Origin of the sequence: Shewanella waksmanii, from assembly GCF_043643685.1 — a bacterium.
Classification (GTDB): domain Bacteria; phylum Pseudomonadota; class Gammaproteobacteria; order Enterobacterales; family Shewanellaceae; genus Shewanella; species Shewanella waksmanii_A.
Genome location: NZ_JBHZSN010000004.1, coordinates 181,490 through 198,997, shown reverse-complemented (window position 1 = coordinate 198,997; position 17,508 = coordinate 181,490). Strand labels below are relative to the sequence as shown.

At 42.7% G+C, this 17,508-nt stretch carries 17 protein-coding genes; 14 read left to right on the top strand and 3 right to left on the bottom strand.

Annotated elements, in window-relative coordinates:
- Position 1 precedes the first annotated feature (1 nt).
- The 4 genes from ACHUFW_RS07785 to ACHUFW_RS07770 all read left to right on the top strand — a co-directional run bounded on the left by ACHUFW_RS07785 (position 2) and on the right by ACHUFW_RS07770 (position 3,866).
- The gene (locus ACHUFW_RS07785; RefSeq protein WP_394201979.1) at positions 2–481 is read left to right on the top strand and encodes a nitrate reductase cytochrome c-type subunit; all 480 of its coding nucleotides are present in this window, start codon (positions 2–4) and stop codon (positions 479–481) included.
- A 10-nt stretch (positions 482–491) separates the two neighbouring features.
- Complete coding sequence (locus ACHUFW_RS07780) at positions 492–1,079, top strand: cytochrome c3 family protein (RefSeq protein WP_394201977.1); 588 nt, start codon at positions 492–494, stop codon at positions 1,077–1,079.
- A 353-nt stretch (positions 1,080–1,432) separates the two neighbouring features.
- Positions 1,433–3,136, top strand: a complete 1,704-nt coding sequence (locus tag ACHUFW_RS07775; RefSeq protein WP_394201975.1) for an ABC transporter substrate-binding protein — start codon at positions 1,433–1,435, stop codon at positions 3,134–3,136.
- Positions 3,123–3,866, top strand: a complete 744-nt coding sequence (locus ACHUFW_RS07770) for a substrate-binding periplasmic protein (RefSeq protein ID WP_394201974.1) — start codon at positions 3,123–3,125, stop codon at positions 3,864–3,866. Before ACHUFW_RS07775 ends, ACHUFW_RS07770 begins: the two co-directional genes overlap by 14 nt.
- Before the next feature lie 95 nt (positions 3,867–3,961).
- Here the strand turns inward: ACHUFW_RS07770 and ACHUFW_RS07765 are convergent, their stop codons facing one another.
- The 3 genes from ACHUFW_RS07765 to ACHUFW_RS07755 form a co-directional block, all read right to left on the bottom strand.
- Positions 3,962–5,053, bottom strand: a complete 1,092-nt coding sequence (locus ACHUFW_RS07765) for a PQQ-dependent sugar dehydrogenase (RefSeq protein WP_394201972.1) — start codon at positions 5,051–5,053, stop codon at positions 3,962–3,964.
- Between the two features lie 16 nt (positions 5,054–5,069).
- Positions 5,070–7,205, bottom strand: a complete 2,136-nt coding sequence (locus ACHUFW_RS07760; protein ID WP_394201971.1) for a TonB-dependent receptor family protein — start codon at positions 7,203–7,205, stop codon at positions 5,070–5,072.
- A 337-nt stretch (positions 7,206–7,542) separates the two neighbouring features.
- Complete coding sequence (locus tag ACHUFW_RS07755; protein ID WP_394201969.1) at positions 7,543–8,556, bottom strand: D-alanine--D-alanine ligase; 1,014 nt, start codon at positions 8,554–8,556, stop codon at positions 7,543–7,545.
- Positions 8,557–9,140: 584 nt separating this feature from the next.
- Between ACHUFW_RS07755 and ACHUFW_RS07750 the strand changes: the two genes are divergently transcribed.
- The 10 genes from ACHUFW_RS07750 (at position 9,141) to ACHUFW_RS07705 (ending at position 17,421) form a co-directional block, all read left to right on the top strand.
- A complete protein-coding gene (locus ACHUFW_RS07750) occupies positions 9,141–10,280 on the top strand; it encodes a Shedu immune nuclease family protein (RefSeq protein ID WP_394201968.1) in 1,140 nt (379 codons plus the stop codon).
- Between the two features lie 108 nt (positions 10,281–10,388).
- Positions 10,389–11,219, top strand: a complete 831-nt coding sequence (locus ACHUFW_RS07745; protein WP_394201967.1) for a DUF2971 domain-containing protein — start codon at positions 10,389–10,391, stop codon at positions 11,217–11,219.
- A gap of 93 nt (positions 11,220–11,312) precedes the next feature.
- Positions 11,313–11,846 carry a hypothetical protein gene (locus tag ACHUFW_RS07740; protein ID WP_394201965.1) on the top strand — a complete coding sequence of 178 codons (534 nt, stop codon included), beginning with the start codon at positions 11,313–11,315 and terminating at the stop codon, positions 11,844–11,846.
- Between the two features lie 420 nt (positions 11,847–12,266).
- On the top strand, positions 12,267–12,848 hold the full coding sequence (locus ACHUFW_RS07735) for a DUF7010 family protein (RefSeq protein ID WP_394201963.1): 582 nt from the start codon (positions 12,267–12,269) through the stop codon (positions 12,846–12,848).
- A gap of 239 nt (positions 12,849–13,087) precedes the next feature.
- A complete protein-coding gene (locus tag ACHUFW_RS07730) occupies positions 13,088–13,324 on the top strand; it encodes a hypothetical protein (RefSeq protein WP_394201961.1) in 237 nt (78 codons plus the stop codon).
- 346 nt (positions 13,325–13,670) lie between these two features.
- Entirely contained in the window at positions 13,671–14,096 is a 426-nt protein-coding gene (locus ACHUFW_RS07725; RefSeq protein ID WP_394201959.1) for a hypothetical protein, read from the top strand.
- Between the two features lie 217 nt (positions 14,097–14,313).
- Positions 14,314–14,772 carry a GNAT family N-acetyltransferase gene (locus ACHUFW_RS07720; protein ID WP_394201958.1) on the top strand — a complete coding sequence of 153 codons (459 nt, stop codon included), beginning with the start codon at positions 14,314–14,316 and terminating at the stop codon, positions 14,770–14,772.
- A 132-nt stretch (positions 14,773–14,904) separates the two neighbouring features.
- Positions 14,905–15,384: a hypothetical protein gene (locus ACHUFW_RS07715; RefSeq protein ID WP_394201957.1), complete on the top strand. Its 480-nt coding sequence runs from the start codon at positions 14,905–14,907 to the stop codon at positions 15,382–15,384.
- 61 nt (positions 15,385–15,445) lie between these two features.
- On the top strand, positions 15,446–16,141 hold the full coding sequence (locus ACHUFW_RS07710) for an aspartate/glutamate racemase family protein (RefSeq protein ID WP_394201955.1): 696 nt from the start codon (positions 15,446–15,448) through the stop codon (positions 16,139–16,141).
- Positions 16,142–16,356: 215 nt separating this feature from the next.
- Complete coding sequence (locus ACHUFW_RS07705; RefSeq protein WP_394201954.1) at positions 16,357–17,421, top strand: bifunctional transcriptional activator/DNA repair enzyme AdaA; 1,065 nt, start codon at positions 16,357–16,359, stop codon at positions 17,419–17,421.
- The last annotated feature ends 87 nt before the right edge of the window (positions 17,422–17,508 follow it).

Genomic DNA, 17,508 nt, shown 5'->3' with positions numbered 1-17,508 from the left:
TATGAATATCGCTAAACTCGTTTCACTGGCTGCTGTGTTAGGTCTAAGCCTAGTTACTACATTAACCGCCCAAGCCGAGCCTGTGTCAGATGTGAAGATCGCGACGTTAAGGGAAGCGCCACTTAACGTGGAGCCGACGCCGCCTGTGATGCAAAAGGTAATGAATACTGACATCAAAGAGGTACGTAATTACCCAATGCAGCCACCGATTATTCCACACAAAATTGATGGCTATCAGGTTGATTTAAAAGTTAATAAGTGTATGTCTTGTCACGCTCGTAAGCGTACTGGTGACTCACAAGCACCTATGGTCAGTGTGACCCATTATATGGATAGAGAAAATAACTTCTTGGCCGATCTTTCGCCTCGTCGTTACTTCTGTACTCAATGTCATGTGCCACAGTTGGACGCAAAGATTTTGGTTGAAAATGACTTCGTTGATATCGACCATTTAATCAAAGTTAAGTCTGAACAGCACTAGGAGTTAACCTATGTTAGATAAGTTAAAAAAGATCTGGCAGGTCCTAAGAAAGCCCAGTGTTCATTTTAGTTTAGGCTTTCTGACGTTAGGTGGGTTTGTGGCTGGGGTTATCTTCTGGGGTGGATTTAACACCGCCCTAGAAGTGACCAACCAAGAGGCGTTTTGTATTGGTTGCCATGAAATGGAAAACAACGTTTATGAAGAAATGAAGTCTACCATTCACTTTACTAACCGCAGTGGCGTGCGTGCAACCTGTCCAGATTGTCACGTACCGCACAACTGGACCGATAAGATTGCCCGTAAAATGCAGGCATCTAAAGAGGTTTGGGGGAAAGTATTTGGCACGATTAACACCCGTGAGAAGTTTGAAGCTAAACGTCGTGAGTTAGCGGAGCATGAATGGGCACGGCTTAAAGCCAATGACTCATTAGAGTGCCGCAACTGCCACAACTTTGACTACATGGACTTTACTCGCCAGTCTACTCGCGCAGCGAAAATGCACTCAACCTCGCTCGCAAGTGGTGAAAAAACGTGTATTGATTGTCATAAAGGGATTGCTCACCAATTACCTGATATGGCCGGAGTTGAAGGCTTCTAACCTTACACTCTAATTTGGCTGGCCGCTGGTCTGCCACATCTCCACCCGGCGCCGATGCTCTCCACATCGGCGCTTTTTATTGGCTAACTTTACGGGGTTTTGATTGGCTTGTGTGCACAGCGCTACCCAAAAGTTACCCTTGGATAACCGTGGTAAATCATCGCAGTTATCGGCAACGGTCATTGCAATGTTCTAGCAGGTCTGCTCTGTGGCGATAAAGCCTTAATTGTTACCACTATCATTGCTATTAGCTGTGGTAAATGCTATTGATACTAACTGGCGTAAGCCGTTGTTTTATACCATAGTTAGCTGTAGTCCATTATCTTTGCTGTTGTCATGTTCGAGGGAGCGAATTGCGAACAACTAGTTTGGGCAAAAGCGCCCTTATCATACTCGTATCTGCCGCATTATCTAAAACTTGCGTTAGCGAAACCGCAAGCGCTCAGTGGTGGTTGAAAAATGAGTTAACGCCTTCCACCTTAAGCTACCAGCAACAGCTCGAAGAGATGCAGTGGTTCATCAACGCCGCGACGCCTTATAAAGGGATGGAGATCAGGGTGGTGTCGGAGCGCATTGCTACCCATCAATATGAAGCGACCGTATTAGCTAAAGCGTTTTATGAGATAACCGGAATTCATGTCGTTCATGAGCTGACCGGCGAAGATGACGTCATCAAAAAGCTTTCAGCGCAGATCATGACCGGGCAAAACCTTTATGATGCCTATATTAATGACAGCGACTTAATAGGTACCCATTTTCGTTCTGGTGATGTGGTGGCCTTGTCGGACTTTATGCAAAAGCAGGGTAAGGATGTCACGTTACCTAGCCTAGATTTAGCTGATTTTATTGGCATAAAGTTCACTACCGCGCCCGACGGCAAGTTATATCAACTGCCGGATCAGCAATTTGCAAATTTGTATTGGTATCGCCACGACTGGTTCTCAACCCCCAAGTATCAACAAGACTTTAAGCGCTTGTATGGATATGAACTTGCCGTACCGCAAAATTGGCAAGCCTATGAGGATATTGCTGAGTTTTTCTCTGAGCACGTAAAACGTATTGATGGCCAACGAATCTATGGCCATATGGATTACGCAAAAACCGACCCTTCATTAGGCTGGCGAATGTCCGATGCATGGTTATCGATGGCTGGCGTGGGCGATAAAGGCTTGCCCAATGGATTACCCGTTGATGAATGGGGCATACGCGTCGAGGAATGTCGCCCAGTTGGTGCGTCGGTCAGCCGCGGTGGTGCGTTAAACGGACCCGCTGCAGTGTATGCGATTGATAAATACGTTGAGTGGTTAAATCGTTTCGCGCCGCCTGAGTCAAAACAGCTTAACTTTACCCAAGCGGGAGAGTGGCCTGGAAAAGGGGTCATCGCCCAGCAAATATTTTGGTACACCGCCTTTGTTGCTGATTTAACCAAACCTAACCTGTCAGTTATGAATAGCGACGGCACGCCAAAGTGGCGTATTGCGCCATCACCCGTAGGCAAGTATTGGCAAGTCGGAATGAAGTCTGGTTATCAAGATACTGGAGCTTGGACACTGCTACACAACACGCCCATCGACCGCCAAAAAGCGGCTTGGTTATATGCTCAATTTGTAGTGTCTAAAACCGTGTCATTGAAAAAGACCTTAGTTGGGCTAACCCCCATAAGAAAGTCAGATATCGACTCCCAAGCAATGACCCAAAGGGCACCTTATCTAGGTGGTTTGGTAGAGTTTTATCGAAGCCGAGGCCGCGATGTGTGGACACCAACCGGTACCAATGTACCTGACTATCCGCATCTTGCTAAATACTGGTGGCAGCATATTTCCCGTATTGTTGAAGGACAAATATCTACCCAGCAGGGACTGGATGAATTTGCTGAAAAAGTAGATCAACACTTAATGCGGTTAAGTGCCAATAATCACCCTTGTAGTCCGCGCTTAAATGCGCAAAAGCCTGATGAGTATTGGCTTAATCAAGCGGGCGCGCCTAAGCCGAGTAATACTGCGCCGGTGTCTGGGCGAACGTTGCCCTATGATGAGGCTATCAATGTTTGGCGTTAATCAGTGGCTTAAGCTGCTGAAACCGGCGCGAGCGATGGTGCTTTGGGCGATGCTTGTTGTGCCAAGCCACGCCATTGATATTGAGCTTTACACCTATGAGGTGGCGCCGTTTGCTATGTATGAGCAAGGCCAAGCCACTGGCTTGCTTGTTGAAGTGTTAGATGAACTGTTTGAACGGGCAAACTTAAGTTATCAATTGCAATTTGTACCGCTCAAGCGGGCGCTAATTACCGTTAAACGTCAACCCAACAAATGTGTGTTGCCAGTGACTCGTAGTCAGGAGCGCGAAGCGCAATTTCAATGGGTTAGTCCGGTAGCTATTTATCGATTCGGCTTTTTCAGTAAGCCGTCACAATCCTATGATTTAACAACGCTTATCGATGCTAAACCTTATCGTATCGGCAGTTTTTTGGGCAGTGGTATAGGTGAGTATTTGCAAAGCTTAGGGTTTACGGTTGAGCTCAGTAGTACCACCCAGCAGAATTTTGCCAAGTTAAACCGCGATCGCATTGATTTGTGGGCTGCAGAACTCATTAGCGCTAAACATATCGCCAGTGCCAATGGTGTGGCAATGGAGCCACAAATGGTGTTTTACACCGCATTAGGTGCCATGGCCTGTAATGATAAGCTCAATCCTGCGCATTTATCGTTATTGCAATCAACGTTAAATGGTATGTATCAAGATGGCTTTATGGGGCGCATTTATCATCGCTATGGTGTGGATATTTAGACGATAGCAAAAATACTCAGCTACAACAGTGCTCGGCTGCAATAATGCTCGGGGGAATAGTGCCCGGCAGCAATCTAGCTACCGGGCATAACAGGCTATTTGTGGACGATTTTAAACACGCCGCGGCCGTCGATACCAATGTACAAATAGTTATCTCGGCCTTGATGTAAGCTTCGTACTCGCCCAAGGTTTTCCATTAGATCGACTTCTTTGCTAATGGTTTCACCGTCTAAACTTAGGCTGACTAATTTAGCAAATTTAAGTGAGCCAATGAGCAATTGCTTTTCAAGCTCTGGATAGCGGGGACTGGTGACAAACACCATGGCTGATGGCGCGATGGAAGGCACCCAATAAGTGATCGGCTGGGTCATGCCTTGTTTTTCAGTTAAATCGGTAAAACTGGTGCCACTGTAGTTCACCCCATAGCTAATCACTGGCCAGCCATAGTTATCGCCTTTTTTAATGATATTTAACTCATCACCGCCTTTAGGGCCATGCTCATGGGCCCAGATCTGCTTGGTGTGTGGGTTAAAAGCCATACCTTGGGGGTTACGATGGCCATAACTGTATATGGCAGTTTTGGCGCCTTTGGTGTCGACAAACGGGTTGTCTTTGGGGATTGAACCGTCATCGTTAAGGCGATAAATTTTACCAGAATCGCGACTGAGATCTTGCGGATTGACATCACGCATGCCTCTATCGCCAATTGAGAAGAACATCATGCCGTTGTCATCAAACGCGATACGGCTGCCATAGTGGACAGCGCCGCTGGCATAGGCGTCAGCCATATACAGAATATCGGTATGGCTTAGGCGCAGGGTATCGCCTTGTTTATCCAATTTTGCCCGCATGATTGCCGTGTTTGATGCATCTTCACTACCCGCGCTGTAGCTAAGGTAGATCCAACCGTTTTTTTCATAGTCTGGGTGCAGCACCACATCAAGTAATCCCCCTTGACGCTGCACAACGATATTCGGCAATCCACTGACTTGGGTCGATTTACCGCTGCTATCGATATGGTGCAGGCTACCTTGTCTGTCCGTCACTAACAGGGCATTGTCTGGCAGCTGGGTGATCCCCCAAGGAATAGTGATTTGGTCATTAACCTGTACCAATTCATAGGTCGCGGCCTGCAGTGGCAAGCTGACCGTTAAATAGGTTAGGGCACCAATGAGTACTCTCAACATAATTATCGTTCCTTATTTAAAGTGTGGCGGCAAGGGTAAACATAAACAGCCTTTCAGGGCCTGGCTCATAATAGCGACCACCAAAAGCGTTAATTCTAATATTGTCATCATAGTATTGATTGAACAGATTGTTGACTGTTAACGATAACGACAAATCGATGGGTTCAAATTGGATAGCCTGACTGATCCCAGCGTTGGTCAACCAATAACTGTCGGCAGACTCGGTATTACTATTATTGGTGTAGCGATCGCCTACATAGATCAGTCCGAGGTTTACCGATAAATCATTGTTGTTTTGATAAACCAACTGGCTAGCGCCTTTGTGTTTGGCAATACCCGGTTGGGTTTTACCGCTAAAGTCACCTTGAGGCGTATCGAATTCATCATAAGTAAAGTCAGAATAACTGTATTGATTTTTCCAGCTGAGATTGTCGAGCAATTGATGCATGGTCGTGGCTTCGATACCGCGGCGACTCGCTTTGCCTGCATTACGATAATAGGTGATTTCATCATCACTGCCGGGCTTTTCATAAGGGCTGATGGCATCGGTAATATCGATATAAAACAGCGCTAAATCAAAACGGTGTTGTGGGTTAAACTCGCCGCGATAACCCAGCTCATAGTTAATGGCAGTTTCAGGATCTAAATCAGGATTAAAACCACCTGCCAGTTGACCAGCAAGGTTGTTGCTAGGATTGGCCAACTCTGTGGTGGTCGGGATTTGAAAAGATTGGCTAATCGTGCCGTACAAGATATGTGCATCAGTAAACTGGTAACTGGTGCCGATATTGACGCTACTGTTATGCCAGTTTGATTGGCCCGATTGGTCACCATCAATTAAGAAGTTATCGTTAACCTCTACCTGATTATGTTCATAGCGCAAGCCCACATCCACAAGCCATTGGTTGCTCAGCTCGGCAGATAGCTGTCCATAAAGGGCTGCGGAGTCGATAAGCTCTTGTTGCGCGAGTGCGAGATCGCCTCGGGTGCCGCTAAGGTTGTCATAACGGCGTCGATTGTCATCCTGTTGTTGCCAATTGGCCCCTAAGATAAGTTGGCCTTGATAATCTGATAAAAAGTGCGCGGTCGCATACTGCAAGTTGGCACCATAAAACTTGCGTGCTAATTCAACTTGGCCGCCAGCTTCAAAAGGTAAGCGGTTGTTAAAGTCCTTATCGAAGTAATATAGCTGCGCGTTTAGCTGACTTAAGTCATCAACTTGATAGCGACTGGCGAGGGTATGTTTATGCTGGCTTACGGCTTCACCGGCGTTAAAGCTGACATTTCTGTCTCTGGCGGAGCTGGGATCGGTTTGAGCTTGAATGCGAGTTAGCCCGCCAGCGTCATTGGCAACTGGGCTGTCGATGTATTGGCTATTGACGCGTAACAACCAATTGGGCAACACTTGCCAGTCAACATGGCCATTAAAGGCGCTTTTCTCGTATTCACTGTGGTCGCGATAACCTTGTTTGTCCAAGTGGCTGATGCTGACACCGACATTGACGTTATCAAGGTGCTTGTTGGCATACAAGTAGGCTTGCTCGGTGTCATAGCTACCTTTGGTCAGTTTTACGGCAACTTGATCGGTATTGGGGACCTTAGTGCTGATTTTAATGACGCCGCCAGCACTGTTGCCGTACAAGGCTGATTGCGGGCCCCTTAGCACCTCAATACTGGCTATATTTTGTAGCGAAAGTCCATCAAGCTGGCTTTGACCATCTGGTAGGGTATGGGGCACATCATCAACCAAGATTTGAATGCCACGAATACCAAAACTGGATTGCGCACCAAAACCCCGAATAGCAATACGCTCATCCTGTGAGAAATTTTGGCTAGCTTGCACATAAACACTTGGCAGCTGGTTTAGGTATTCACTGAGGGTTAACGGCGCTGCAATGAGTTGTAGTTGTTGCTCATCAAGGTAACTATGGGCGCTAGGTCGCCGATTAGCGGCATAAGGTAAGACTTGTCCAAATACACTAATGCGCTCAATAGCTTGGCTATCGTTGCTTAAAGTGCTTGCAGTGCTATCAATACTGTTTGTTTCAGCCAATGCCAAGCTTGGCGCCATGGCGATAGCTATCCAGTAACTATGATCTAATAACGATTTTGACCGCTCCTTTTTGACCTCAAAACCAATGCTTCTCAACACTAAACCAACCCTTTGATAACAGTTACGTTGGCTAAGCATTATGCCGAGCCATAGATTAAGTGCAATTGCTAATACGTTAATGGCTTAAGTAACACCTTTACGTTACCGCGAAAGACCACCTAGAAATAGCAGCAAAAAATAGGGTATGGCGCTGCAAAGTCGTGCTGGCACGCTTGTTTATAGGGGGATTGGGTCGGGATTTAGATAATTTGACGAGATCCTCGAAGAGCCAGTGCTCCTCGAGAATTTAGTAACAGTTTATGACTGCTTATTTATAACTGCTTATCTATGTCTGCTTATTTACGTCTGCTTATTATGATTGGCAGTTGATGAAGTGCTATTTAGATGTGTGTTTTAACCCGTCTTGGATCGCTTGGTCAAGATACTCTGCAAAACTGTCGCCGTGGTTTGCCAACATCTTAGGGAACATAGATATCGGTGTTAAGCCTGGAAACGTATTAATTTCATTGAGTAATATTTCGCCATCATCGGTAAGGAAGAAGTCAATGCGCGACAAATGACGCAGCTTCATACCATCAAACACTTTGATCGCATACTCACGAATACTCTCACTAACGGCTAGTGACACATCGGCTACCACCTCTGTGGTGGCTTGGCTGTCAGCGGCATATTTTTCATCAAAAGTGTAAAAATTGTTTGATGAACAAATGACCTCACCGGGCACAGTGGCCACTGTCTTACCATTAAACTGATATACCGCCACTTCCAGTTCACGGGCGCGAATGGTCTTTTCTACCACTACATAGGGTGAGTACTGAAATGCTTGCTTGAGTATGTCGGCTACTTCATCGGCGCTGTCGACACGATAACAGCCTACCGATGAGCCTTGAGAAGCGGCTTTCACAAATACTGAGCCCCAGTTTTGCAGTGCTTGCTGGGTTCTCTCGATGGCGTCTTGATTTAGCTCACTTAAAAACAGGTAAGGGGTATTGGGGATCCCAAGTGCAGTAAACCACATTTTAGCGGTGATCTTATTAAAACAATTGCTAGAGCTTTCAGAATCGCAGCCGAAATAGGGCAGGTTAATCAGTTCAAACATTGACTGAATATCGCCAGTTTCACCGGGATAACCGTGGATGCAAGGGATGGCATAATCTACTGGCCAGTTTTCACGGCTGCTATCGTTAAAGCGGATCTCGCGCTGATTGGTTAGCTCACAACGTACTCCGTCTTGGGTGTGATATTGACCATTGGCATCAAGTTCTACTTTTAGCACATTAAGGTGCGGTAAGGTTTGTAACGTAGACTCAAAGTACTTAGCCGACATCAGTGAAATGTCGTGTTCATCGGCGCCACCACCACAAATCAACAGTAGATTAGTTTGGCTCATTATTACTCCATTTAAACTGGGTGTTTCTGCATGCGTCTCCACTATGCCTTACCGATGAGATTATGCAACTGCATAATGGTGAGATTATGACGAGATCATGGCTAACTGCAGATTTTATCTCCAGTGTTAAGGGCTTGGGGCTTGGAGCTGTTAGAGGCAACGACTGCTGTTTATGAACGAGGTTTAGTGCTTGGGTTTACGACTGTGGTTTAGTGGCTGGGTTTAGGGTTGTGGTTTAGTGCAGGTATAACAAATCAAATGTGCTTGTTTGGTTTTGTGGCAGATTTATCGCTGCATAAATTCTAAGAAATGGCATCGATAAATTTGAGAGCTCTTAAATAAGTTCAACTTTTCAATAAGTTGACATTTTTAGTTTGACTTTCATTGGACCTGATAAATGTGCTTGTTCAGTTTTGCGGTTGGTATAAAAGTAAAAATTACAGTGATTGAAAAATTAGTCGCTTTACATCAATAAGTTACATTGATATGTTGAGCGTAAATTAACATTAAAGCAGGGATTTATCCGAGACGCAGGATAATAAGCTGTTAGCTTCTTAAGCGTTTCATCATAGAGTGGAGTCAATATGAACGATTTTACCCCGCCCCCATTAACTGATGAGGACGTGATTTTTAATTCTAAATTAGAACACTTGTATAATCATGAGTTTGGCGACGGTCGCTTTTTTCAAGTTATCTTTTCTGATGAAAATGAGACCCACATTAAGTTAGCTGCAAGAACTTGTCTTAAGGTCGTTTACCTCAAAGAAAAAGATGATATTGAGGGATTTGAAATAATAAAAGTTGTTTCAAATAAAGAAAAAGAGCGAGTGAAATTATCTAAATTCAATTTAGAGCAACTAACTTGTTTTTTAGAGTTTATCAAAGAGTTAGATTTCAAAGATGTAACTAAGCGGCGTATTTCTTTAGCAGATGATGAATTGAGTGTTCTAGATTCTGAAACCAAAGCTAAAATAGCGACTCTATTATCTGGCGATGATGGAAGTGACGTGGTTTATGAGTTGCTGGATAAAGGATTAATCACGAACCAAGACCTCGTCAATACTGGTTATAGAAAACACCAATTAGAATTATTCGAAACACTATTATACAAAGGTGGCCTGCCAAATTATAAAACTCAAATAGGCTATCCAAACACAAAGGACGAGACTGCTTGGCAGCATTTTTTCCAATCTAATGAATGGATATTTGGTTACGGCCTGGATTATAGATTTCAAGGAATTCTCCAAAAGGAGTTTCATGCATCAGCATCTAATGCTGCTGGCAAAGAGGAAGTCATTGCCGACTTCTTATTAGGCGACAAAAAATTTACTACATTTGTTGAGCTAAAGTTACCAACAACTGAGCTTTTTAATAAATCGAAGAACAGGTCAAACTGTTGGAGTTTATCAAACAGCCTTATCGATGCCTTTTCTCAAATATTAGAGCAAAAGGCTAGTGGTCAAATAAAAATTGAAACAACCAAAGATCTAATAGACGATAACTATGAAGCGATAAATCAACGCTCTTATGATTCTAAAACAATTCTAATTATGGGTAGTTGGGATCAGATTAATAATGATCCTATTGGTATTAAACGAATTAAAGAGAAAACGTTAGAATTGTTCCGCAGAGATTCTAGAAATGTAGAATTGGTCACTTATGATGAACTTTATGAAAGAGCTAGATTTATCGTACATAATGAGAAACATTCAAAACGAAGCTAACAAGTCAATTCAACAGGACAAAAAACAGTTGGTTTTGCTCCTGCGTCGCTAATTATAACCAACTATTTTTTGCCTCTGATTGAGGCGTTGTATTTTTTCTGGATCTGCATGTCGAATTTTAAAAATATTTATAAATTTAGATCAATGAATATAAACTCATTGTCTACGCTTGCGAACAATACTATTTGGTTTTCTAGTAAGGAAAAGCTAAATGATCCGTTTGAGGGAATTGTGAAAATTAATGAGCCTCATTCACAAACAGATAAAGTAAGTAAATATCTAGAGTTTGGTAAGAAAATAGTTCAAAAAAAGTCTGGCTTATCAACAGAGCAATCACACGATGTAGTAAATAGCAGGTATTTGGAAAACCCCAATGACTTTTTAAATTTTGTCGATACCTGCTTGAGTAATTACAAGTCAGATTTAAGTGCACAAGCGGAAAGTCTTGGTGTTTTTTCTACTGCATCAGATATTCCTAATGACCCACGGATTCAAGTTTCGAACATGCTACTTTGGGCTCACTACGCTGATGAGTTTAAAGGATTTTGTGTAAAGTATGATCTAGATATTCTAAAAAAATCATTAGTGAAACTAAACCCTGATGTTAACTTTGCTTGGACCGCAGTTAATTATGTTAATGAACCACACACTATAAATTTATTAGACGATGTAAATAAAAGTGCATTAGAGTACTTTAAGAGTATTCAATGTAAGCATGAACAATGGAGTTATGAGTGTGAAATTAGATTTGTTGCAACTAAAACAGGGATAATGTCGTTTTCACCCGAGGCTATAAAGGCGGTTTATATTGGTGAAAAAATGAGTCAAGATCAGCAGGCATTATTGATTGGTGTTATCAAATATAATTTACCTAAAGCTGATATTTATAAAGTATCAACTAATAAAGACCAATACGAAATTGTAACCCAAAAAATATAACAAGTTGCTCAAACGGACACAAACAGCTGGCTGTGCTCGCTCCTCGCTATCATAATCAGCCATTTTTAGCCGCTTAGAAAGGCGTTACATGCTATGAAAGTATCTGAGCTTCAAGAAAAGTTTATAGGTGAGTTAGACAAGCTGCTTCCCGAGTGGAAATTTGTGAAGAGAGAGCGTCACTTCAAGCTAAAACGTGAAGATGTTGTGTGGTTTTTCCATATTTCATTCATCAACCACGAATCAGATTTCGATGCAGTTGGTAATGTGGCTGTAGAATATCTCTCGGGTAAAGAACGAGTGTGTATTATCGGTGCCGAACTTGGAAATATTGAGGGTTCCGGCCAAACAAGGTTCCCAGTTTCATCTCTAAATGAGGCCACTAGCTCTTCAAGGTGCATTTATGACCTCTTCGTTAAAGTTGGCCAGCCGTTCTTACTCAAGTTTAGTAATCCAAATGAGGTTGTATCAACACTTAAGCGCGGTGGCAAAGAGGCTATGCAAATAAGCCCATTAATCAACCAGCATGAAACACAAATTAATCGCTTGTGCCAAGAATACAGCATCGGCATGCAACAAGCGGCTACACCGGAAAAATTTCAGGAAAAACATATAGACACCCATAATTAATGGCGTAAATGACAACCTCCTTTCTGGAAACCTTAAATCATATACCGTGTTCCACATGCCACTGTTGTTTCCCGAATTCCTCCCATCACAAACACTCCATAACGAATAACTCGCAATTCGCTTTGGACAATTGCCTATTGCGCGCCAACAATGACAACCTAACCCTGATTATTCGCTTGAGTTTTGTGGTTGAGTGTTTTCGCTTAAGTTTTCCCTATTGAGTTTACACGCTTGTTTTTCCTATTGAATTTTCCCGTTTCAGATCAGTGAGTTTAGTACTGAAAAATTAGCTAAGTGACAATTGTCATAGGCTATTGATGACTTTTGTCTCTGACGTTTATTTGCCTTTACATCAATAATATCTCCACACATTAAACACTAGACACTAAACATCAGGCATTAAACAAGGGACAAATGGACATGGCCAAATCACTAGAGCAGTATCGCGAAGAGTATAAACAAAAGAAGTTAATCACTATGCCCATTGCAGGGGCGATTGTTTGGTTACTATTAGGGATAACCGCGTTAGTGGTACCAGCTAAGAATATGGTGTTACCTGTGTATATCGGCACGGGTTGTATCTTTTATCTAGCACTTTTTATTTCTCGTTTTACCGGTGAAAAATTACTGGTTAAAAAAGCGCAGCGCAATCCATTTGATACGTTATTTTTGTATACCCTTGGTATGTCATGGTGCGCGTTTGCAGTCGCTATACCATTTGGGTTAGAGAACTATACGGCAGTGCCAATGGCCATTGGTATTGTGTCAGGGCTGATGTGGTTACCCATTTCTTGGTCGTTAGAGCACAACGTTGGCATTATTCATACTGTGCTGCGTACCGTACTTATCGTCATCGCCTGGTATGTGTTTCCTGAGCAGCGATTTATAGTGATTCCATTTGTTATCGTGTTTGTTTACGCCATTAGCTTGTATCAACTGCTCAGCCGTTATCAGCAAGTCAAGGTGCAGTCTATATCTACTATGCGGGCCCAAAGTGTCTAGTGCTGACAACTAAATTCATTATGTATAGAGCACTTAGCACTTAGCACTTAGCACTTAGCACTTAGCACTTAGAATCTAACATCTAGCATCTAGTACAAGCTTTTCACTATTGAGATGAAATTTGTTCAATTAACCCATTTCATCTCGATGTTACTTTCAAATACCGTTAATCTGGTTATTGCTTGATAGAGCCCGCTAAAGTAGGGAAGTAAAAAGGGCGAGAGAAAGGGAAAGAAAAAGTGAAAGAAAAGGAAAGCGAAGCAATCATGGATGATAAATATAGACAACCACTTTGGTATGCTAAGTTTGTACTGGCAACACTACTGTATACCCATATAATACTGTTTTTACTTGGTATATTATCAACGTCAATAATAGGAACTAGCCTCTCAAACCTCATTTTTGCAAACTATGAATTACAATTGATTATTGGTAGTTTTTGCACTGCACCTTATGTGTTCAAACGTTTGGCGTGATCGATTGGCGCTGGTGCTATTATAGCCACTATTCATGTACACCAGTGGATGCTGAGCGAAATCACCGTTATTTTGATAACTAAATAAGTAAAGCTTTTACTAGCATTAGCGCTGGTTGTTTTTAGCTCTACTGTGATGATGTTCTCATCGCTATTCCATTTTATTACTTTTAAATCAATATTATAGTGGTGATCGGTTTACACGGATTTTTTTAAAGATCAATTACTTTTAGTAATAGTGATTATTCACTAAAAGGCAAGCATTTTGGTTGACTGAGTTTATGCTGTAGATGATAAGATCTACGCTAACGTATTATGGTTAACATTTAAGCATGAGGAGAACGACTTTGAGAACATTGATAGTATTGGTCTGTAGTCTATTACTGCTGTTGCCTCAAGCGGTGGTAGCCAAAGAAGATTGGATTAAATTGGCTGAAAAGACGGTCGATTATAAAGCTGAAGTGGATACTGTTCAGCCACGATTTGCAGAAAAGAACATTACCAGCATCAAGCTCAAATGTATTCAGGGCTCAGTCAATCTGAAGCAGATTGTGATCACCATGGGAGATGGTGAGGTTAAAACCGTTGATAACCTAGGGATATTAACTAAAGGTTTGTCATCGCGGTCAATTTCAATACCGAAAGGCGACAGTAAGATTAAGACCATTGAGCTGAGCTATGACAGCATTGGTAATCAAACCCTCGGCCTTGCAGGCTTATCTAAAAAGGGTAAGGTTGAGGTCTTAGGCCGAAAAAGCAAGCAATCTGAATAACATCAATAAAAGCGCCTAAGGCGCTTTTTTTATGTTTCTGTGGCTGTCAATGATGAACTATCGGTCAAGAGGTTTGTTGGCGTTTTCTTCAAGGCTTCTATGCTAACTGATGAATCTGGTTGCTTATCTATGAAACACATAGCAACTGTGCATCGCCCTTCATAGTTGATCTAGCTGATAACGTATTATCACTTAGATATTTCATTAGGAGTGGCTTTTGCGTAAATCAATTCAGTTTCGGCACTTTCACTGCCAAGATAAGCCCGCCTGTTTGCAGATTTTCGATTTAAACTGTCCAACCTATTTTGCGCCTAACGAGCGCAATGATTTTAATGCATTCTTTGATAGCCACGTCAGCACTAACCAAGGGTATGAAGTTTGCCTAGTCAATAATCATATCGTTGGTGCATGTGGCTTACTGGGGGATTCATTAAAGGTTAAATCGATTAATTGGATTTTGATTGCACCAGAGCAGCAAGGCCTCGGTATTGGCGCTCCGATGATGGAAGGCGCGTTAATGCTTAGCAAGCAGCAACAGCTTTCACACATTAATATTGCCGCCAGTCATTTATCAGCGCCATTTTTTGCCAAGTATGGAGCACAAGTCGTCAGTGAAACCACAGATGGCTGGGGCGCGGGGATGCACCGAGTCGACATGGTGCTGGCTTGTCAATAATAGTGAGTGACTCACGGAAAATCAGTATGTTATCTTTTCCCTATAAGGTTTGTTAAACAGGTAATTAAACAAACTTTTGTTTTCTGTGTATTAATGAGGCCAAAGTGCAATGCTACGTAAAAGGAGTTTAATGTGGCTTTTAAAATGATGGAACCTTATGTTCCACAAGATCAGCAATTATTAGCTAATTTGGGTGAGCTTATTCTTCGCGCTGAGCATTTGAATTATATGAAAACGATGCTTTTAAAGACGTTGCATGAAGTTTCTCCGAAAGAGGCGATGGAAATGAGTCGCAAAAAAGGTGCAGCTCAATTACGAAAAGAAGTAAAAAAATCATCGCGAGAATTGCAATGCCAGCAAGCAATCACAAAGATAAATAGTTTTATGGAAAGAGCTGAAACCCTTACCAATGAGAGAAATCAGCTTACTCATGGTGTATGGGCACAAGTAGAAGGAAGTCAGCCTAGTATCCAAGTCAAAGACCAAGGTTCTCAACCCATTCCTAGTGTAGCGGAACTTAGAAGGATTTCTGACGCAATTGACTCTTTATATAAAGAGATTAATCATGAGCGACTACACGGTTGTATAAAGCAAGCGATGGAGAACAACTAAGAAAAGTTACCCTTGAGGTGGTAGAGTAACTAAAACACCACGCTAAACTGTAGGAGTCTTGATGCGCACCATTGGCCTTATCGGGGGGATGAGTTGGGAATCAACACAGCTATATTATCGAATTATCAACCAACAGGTTAAGCAGCGTTTGGGCGGCTTACACAGTGCAAAGGTGAATCTTGTCAGCGTTGATTTTGCCACTATTGCGCAGCTGCAACATGATAACGATTGGGACGGTGCGGCAGCAGAGCTAAGTAAAGCTGCTATTGCACTAGAGTCTAGCGGTGCTGAAGCGCTAATGATTTGTACTAATACCATGCACAAAGTGGCAGATACCGTGACCCAACAGGTATCGATTCCTTTATTGCACATTGCCGATGCGACAGCAAAGCAGTTATTGGCGGATGGTGTTAAGCAAGTGGGGTTATTGGGTACCCGCTTCACCATGGAGCAAGATTTCTATAAAGCTAGACTGACAGACCACCACGGCATTGATGTGATAATCCCTAGTTCTGCGCAGCGAGAGCTTGTCCATAGCGTGATATACGATTCATTGTGTCAGGGGCAGGTTAAGCAACAAGATCGTGAGCAATACCTAGAGGTCATTAATGACTTGGCGAGCCAGGGGGCGCAAGCGATTATTTTAGGTTGTACTGAAATTGGCATGCTAATCACGCCAAAAGATACCGATATTCCTTTGTATGACACTACAGAAATACATGCTAAAAGCGCGGTAGATTGGGCGTTAAGTGGCTAGATTAAACAGCTAACTTAAATGGCGTTGGCTAAATTGTGGAATTGATTTACACATTAAGAATCAAGCAAGGCTACATACCGAGTCGAATAGCTTGAATTGAGTATGGTTAATTCATTGAAATTAAACAATAAAAAATACTTGTTCAGTTTTCGGTTGGCAGTATCTTTAGCTTCAATATACCGTAATGAAGAGTCACAACTTTAACGGCAAAATCTATGCTCATTACAGAACAGCAAACTATAGCAACCTATTATAACGCCCTTGTTAATCGTGAGCCCAGTTACGTGGGCACATTCTATGTTGGGGTGAAAACCACCTCGATCTTTTGTATCGCGACTTGTCGTGCACGTAAGCCAAAGCGTGAGAATGTCGAGTTTTACAGCGAATTTAAAGATGCCTTAGATGCTGGTTATCGACCATGCAAAATTTGTAAGCCAACTGAAAATGCTCAAGCAGCGCCTAAGCAGGTTGAACAGGCGATTGAATTAGTTAAGGCAGACTTAAAACAAAAGGTGACCGATCAGCATTTACGCGAGCAAGGAATTGCGCCCGAATTTGTTAGGCGTTGGTTTAAACAGCACTACGGCATGACCTTTCAGACTTATCAGCGCATGTTTCGGATTAATAGCGCTTTTGAGGAGTTAAAGAAGGGCAACACTGCCACCGATACTGCATTTAATGCCGGTTTTAACTCGTTAAGTGGCTTTGGTTATACCTATAAACAGGTGGTGGGCCATTCACCCAAAACTCAAGCGGATAAACAGATCATTTTGATCAGCCGCCTAACCACGCCAATCGGGCCGATGTTTGTGTGTGCCACGGAAAAAGGTATCTGCTTACTGGAGTTTGTTGATCGGCGTATGTTGGAAACTGAATTTAAAGACCTGCAAAAACGACTTAAGGCACAAATTTTGATGGGAGAAAATGCCCACATTAAAGCGTTAAAGCAGCAACTTGAAAGTTATTTCAACGGAAATTTAACGCACTTTACGGTGCCGCTTGATACACCAGGCACCGACTTTCAGCAGCAAGTTTGGCAATGTTTGCAAACCATAGATTATGGCGAAACGGCATCTTATCAGCAGCAAGCCCAAAAGATTAATAACCCTAAAGCGGTGAGGGCAGTGGCCTCAGCTAATGGTTTTAATCGGGTAGCCATCGTGATCCCCTGTCATCGTGTGATTGGCAAAGATGGCTCGCTTACTGGCTATGGAGGTGGGCTTGCACGTAAGAAGTGGCTACTGGAGCATGAGCAGCGTCACCGAGTGGCAAATCAGTAGACTTATGCCGATTGGTATTAGCTAAGTTGGTTTAGCCGTTAGCGGGAAAATTTGGATTAAACAGTGAATAAAGGTCGCCACTTAATA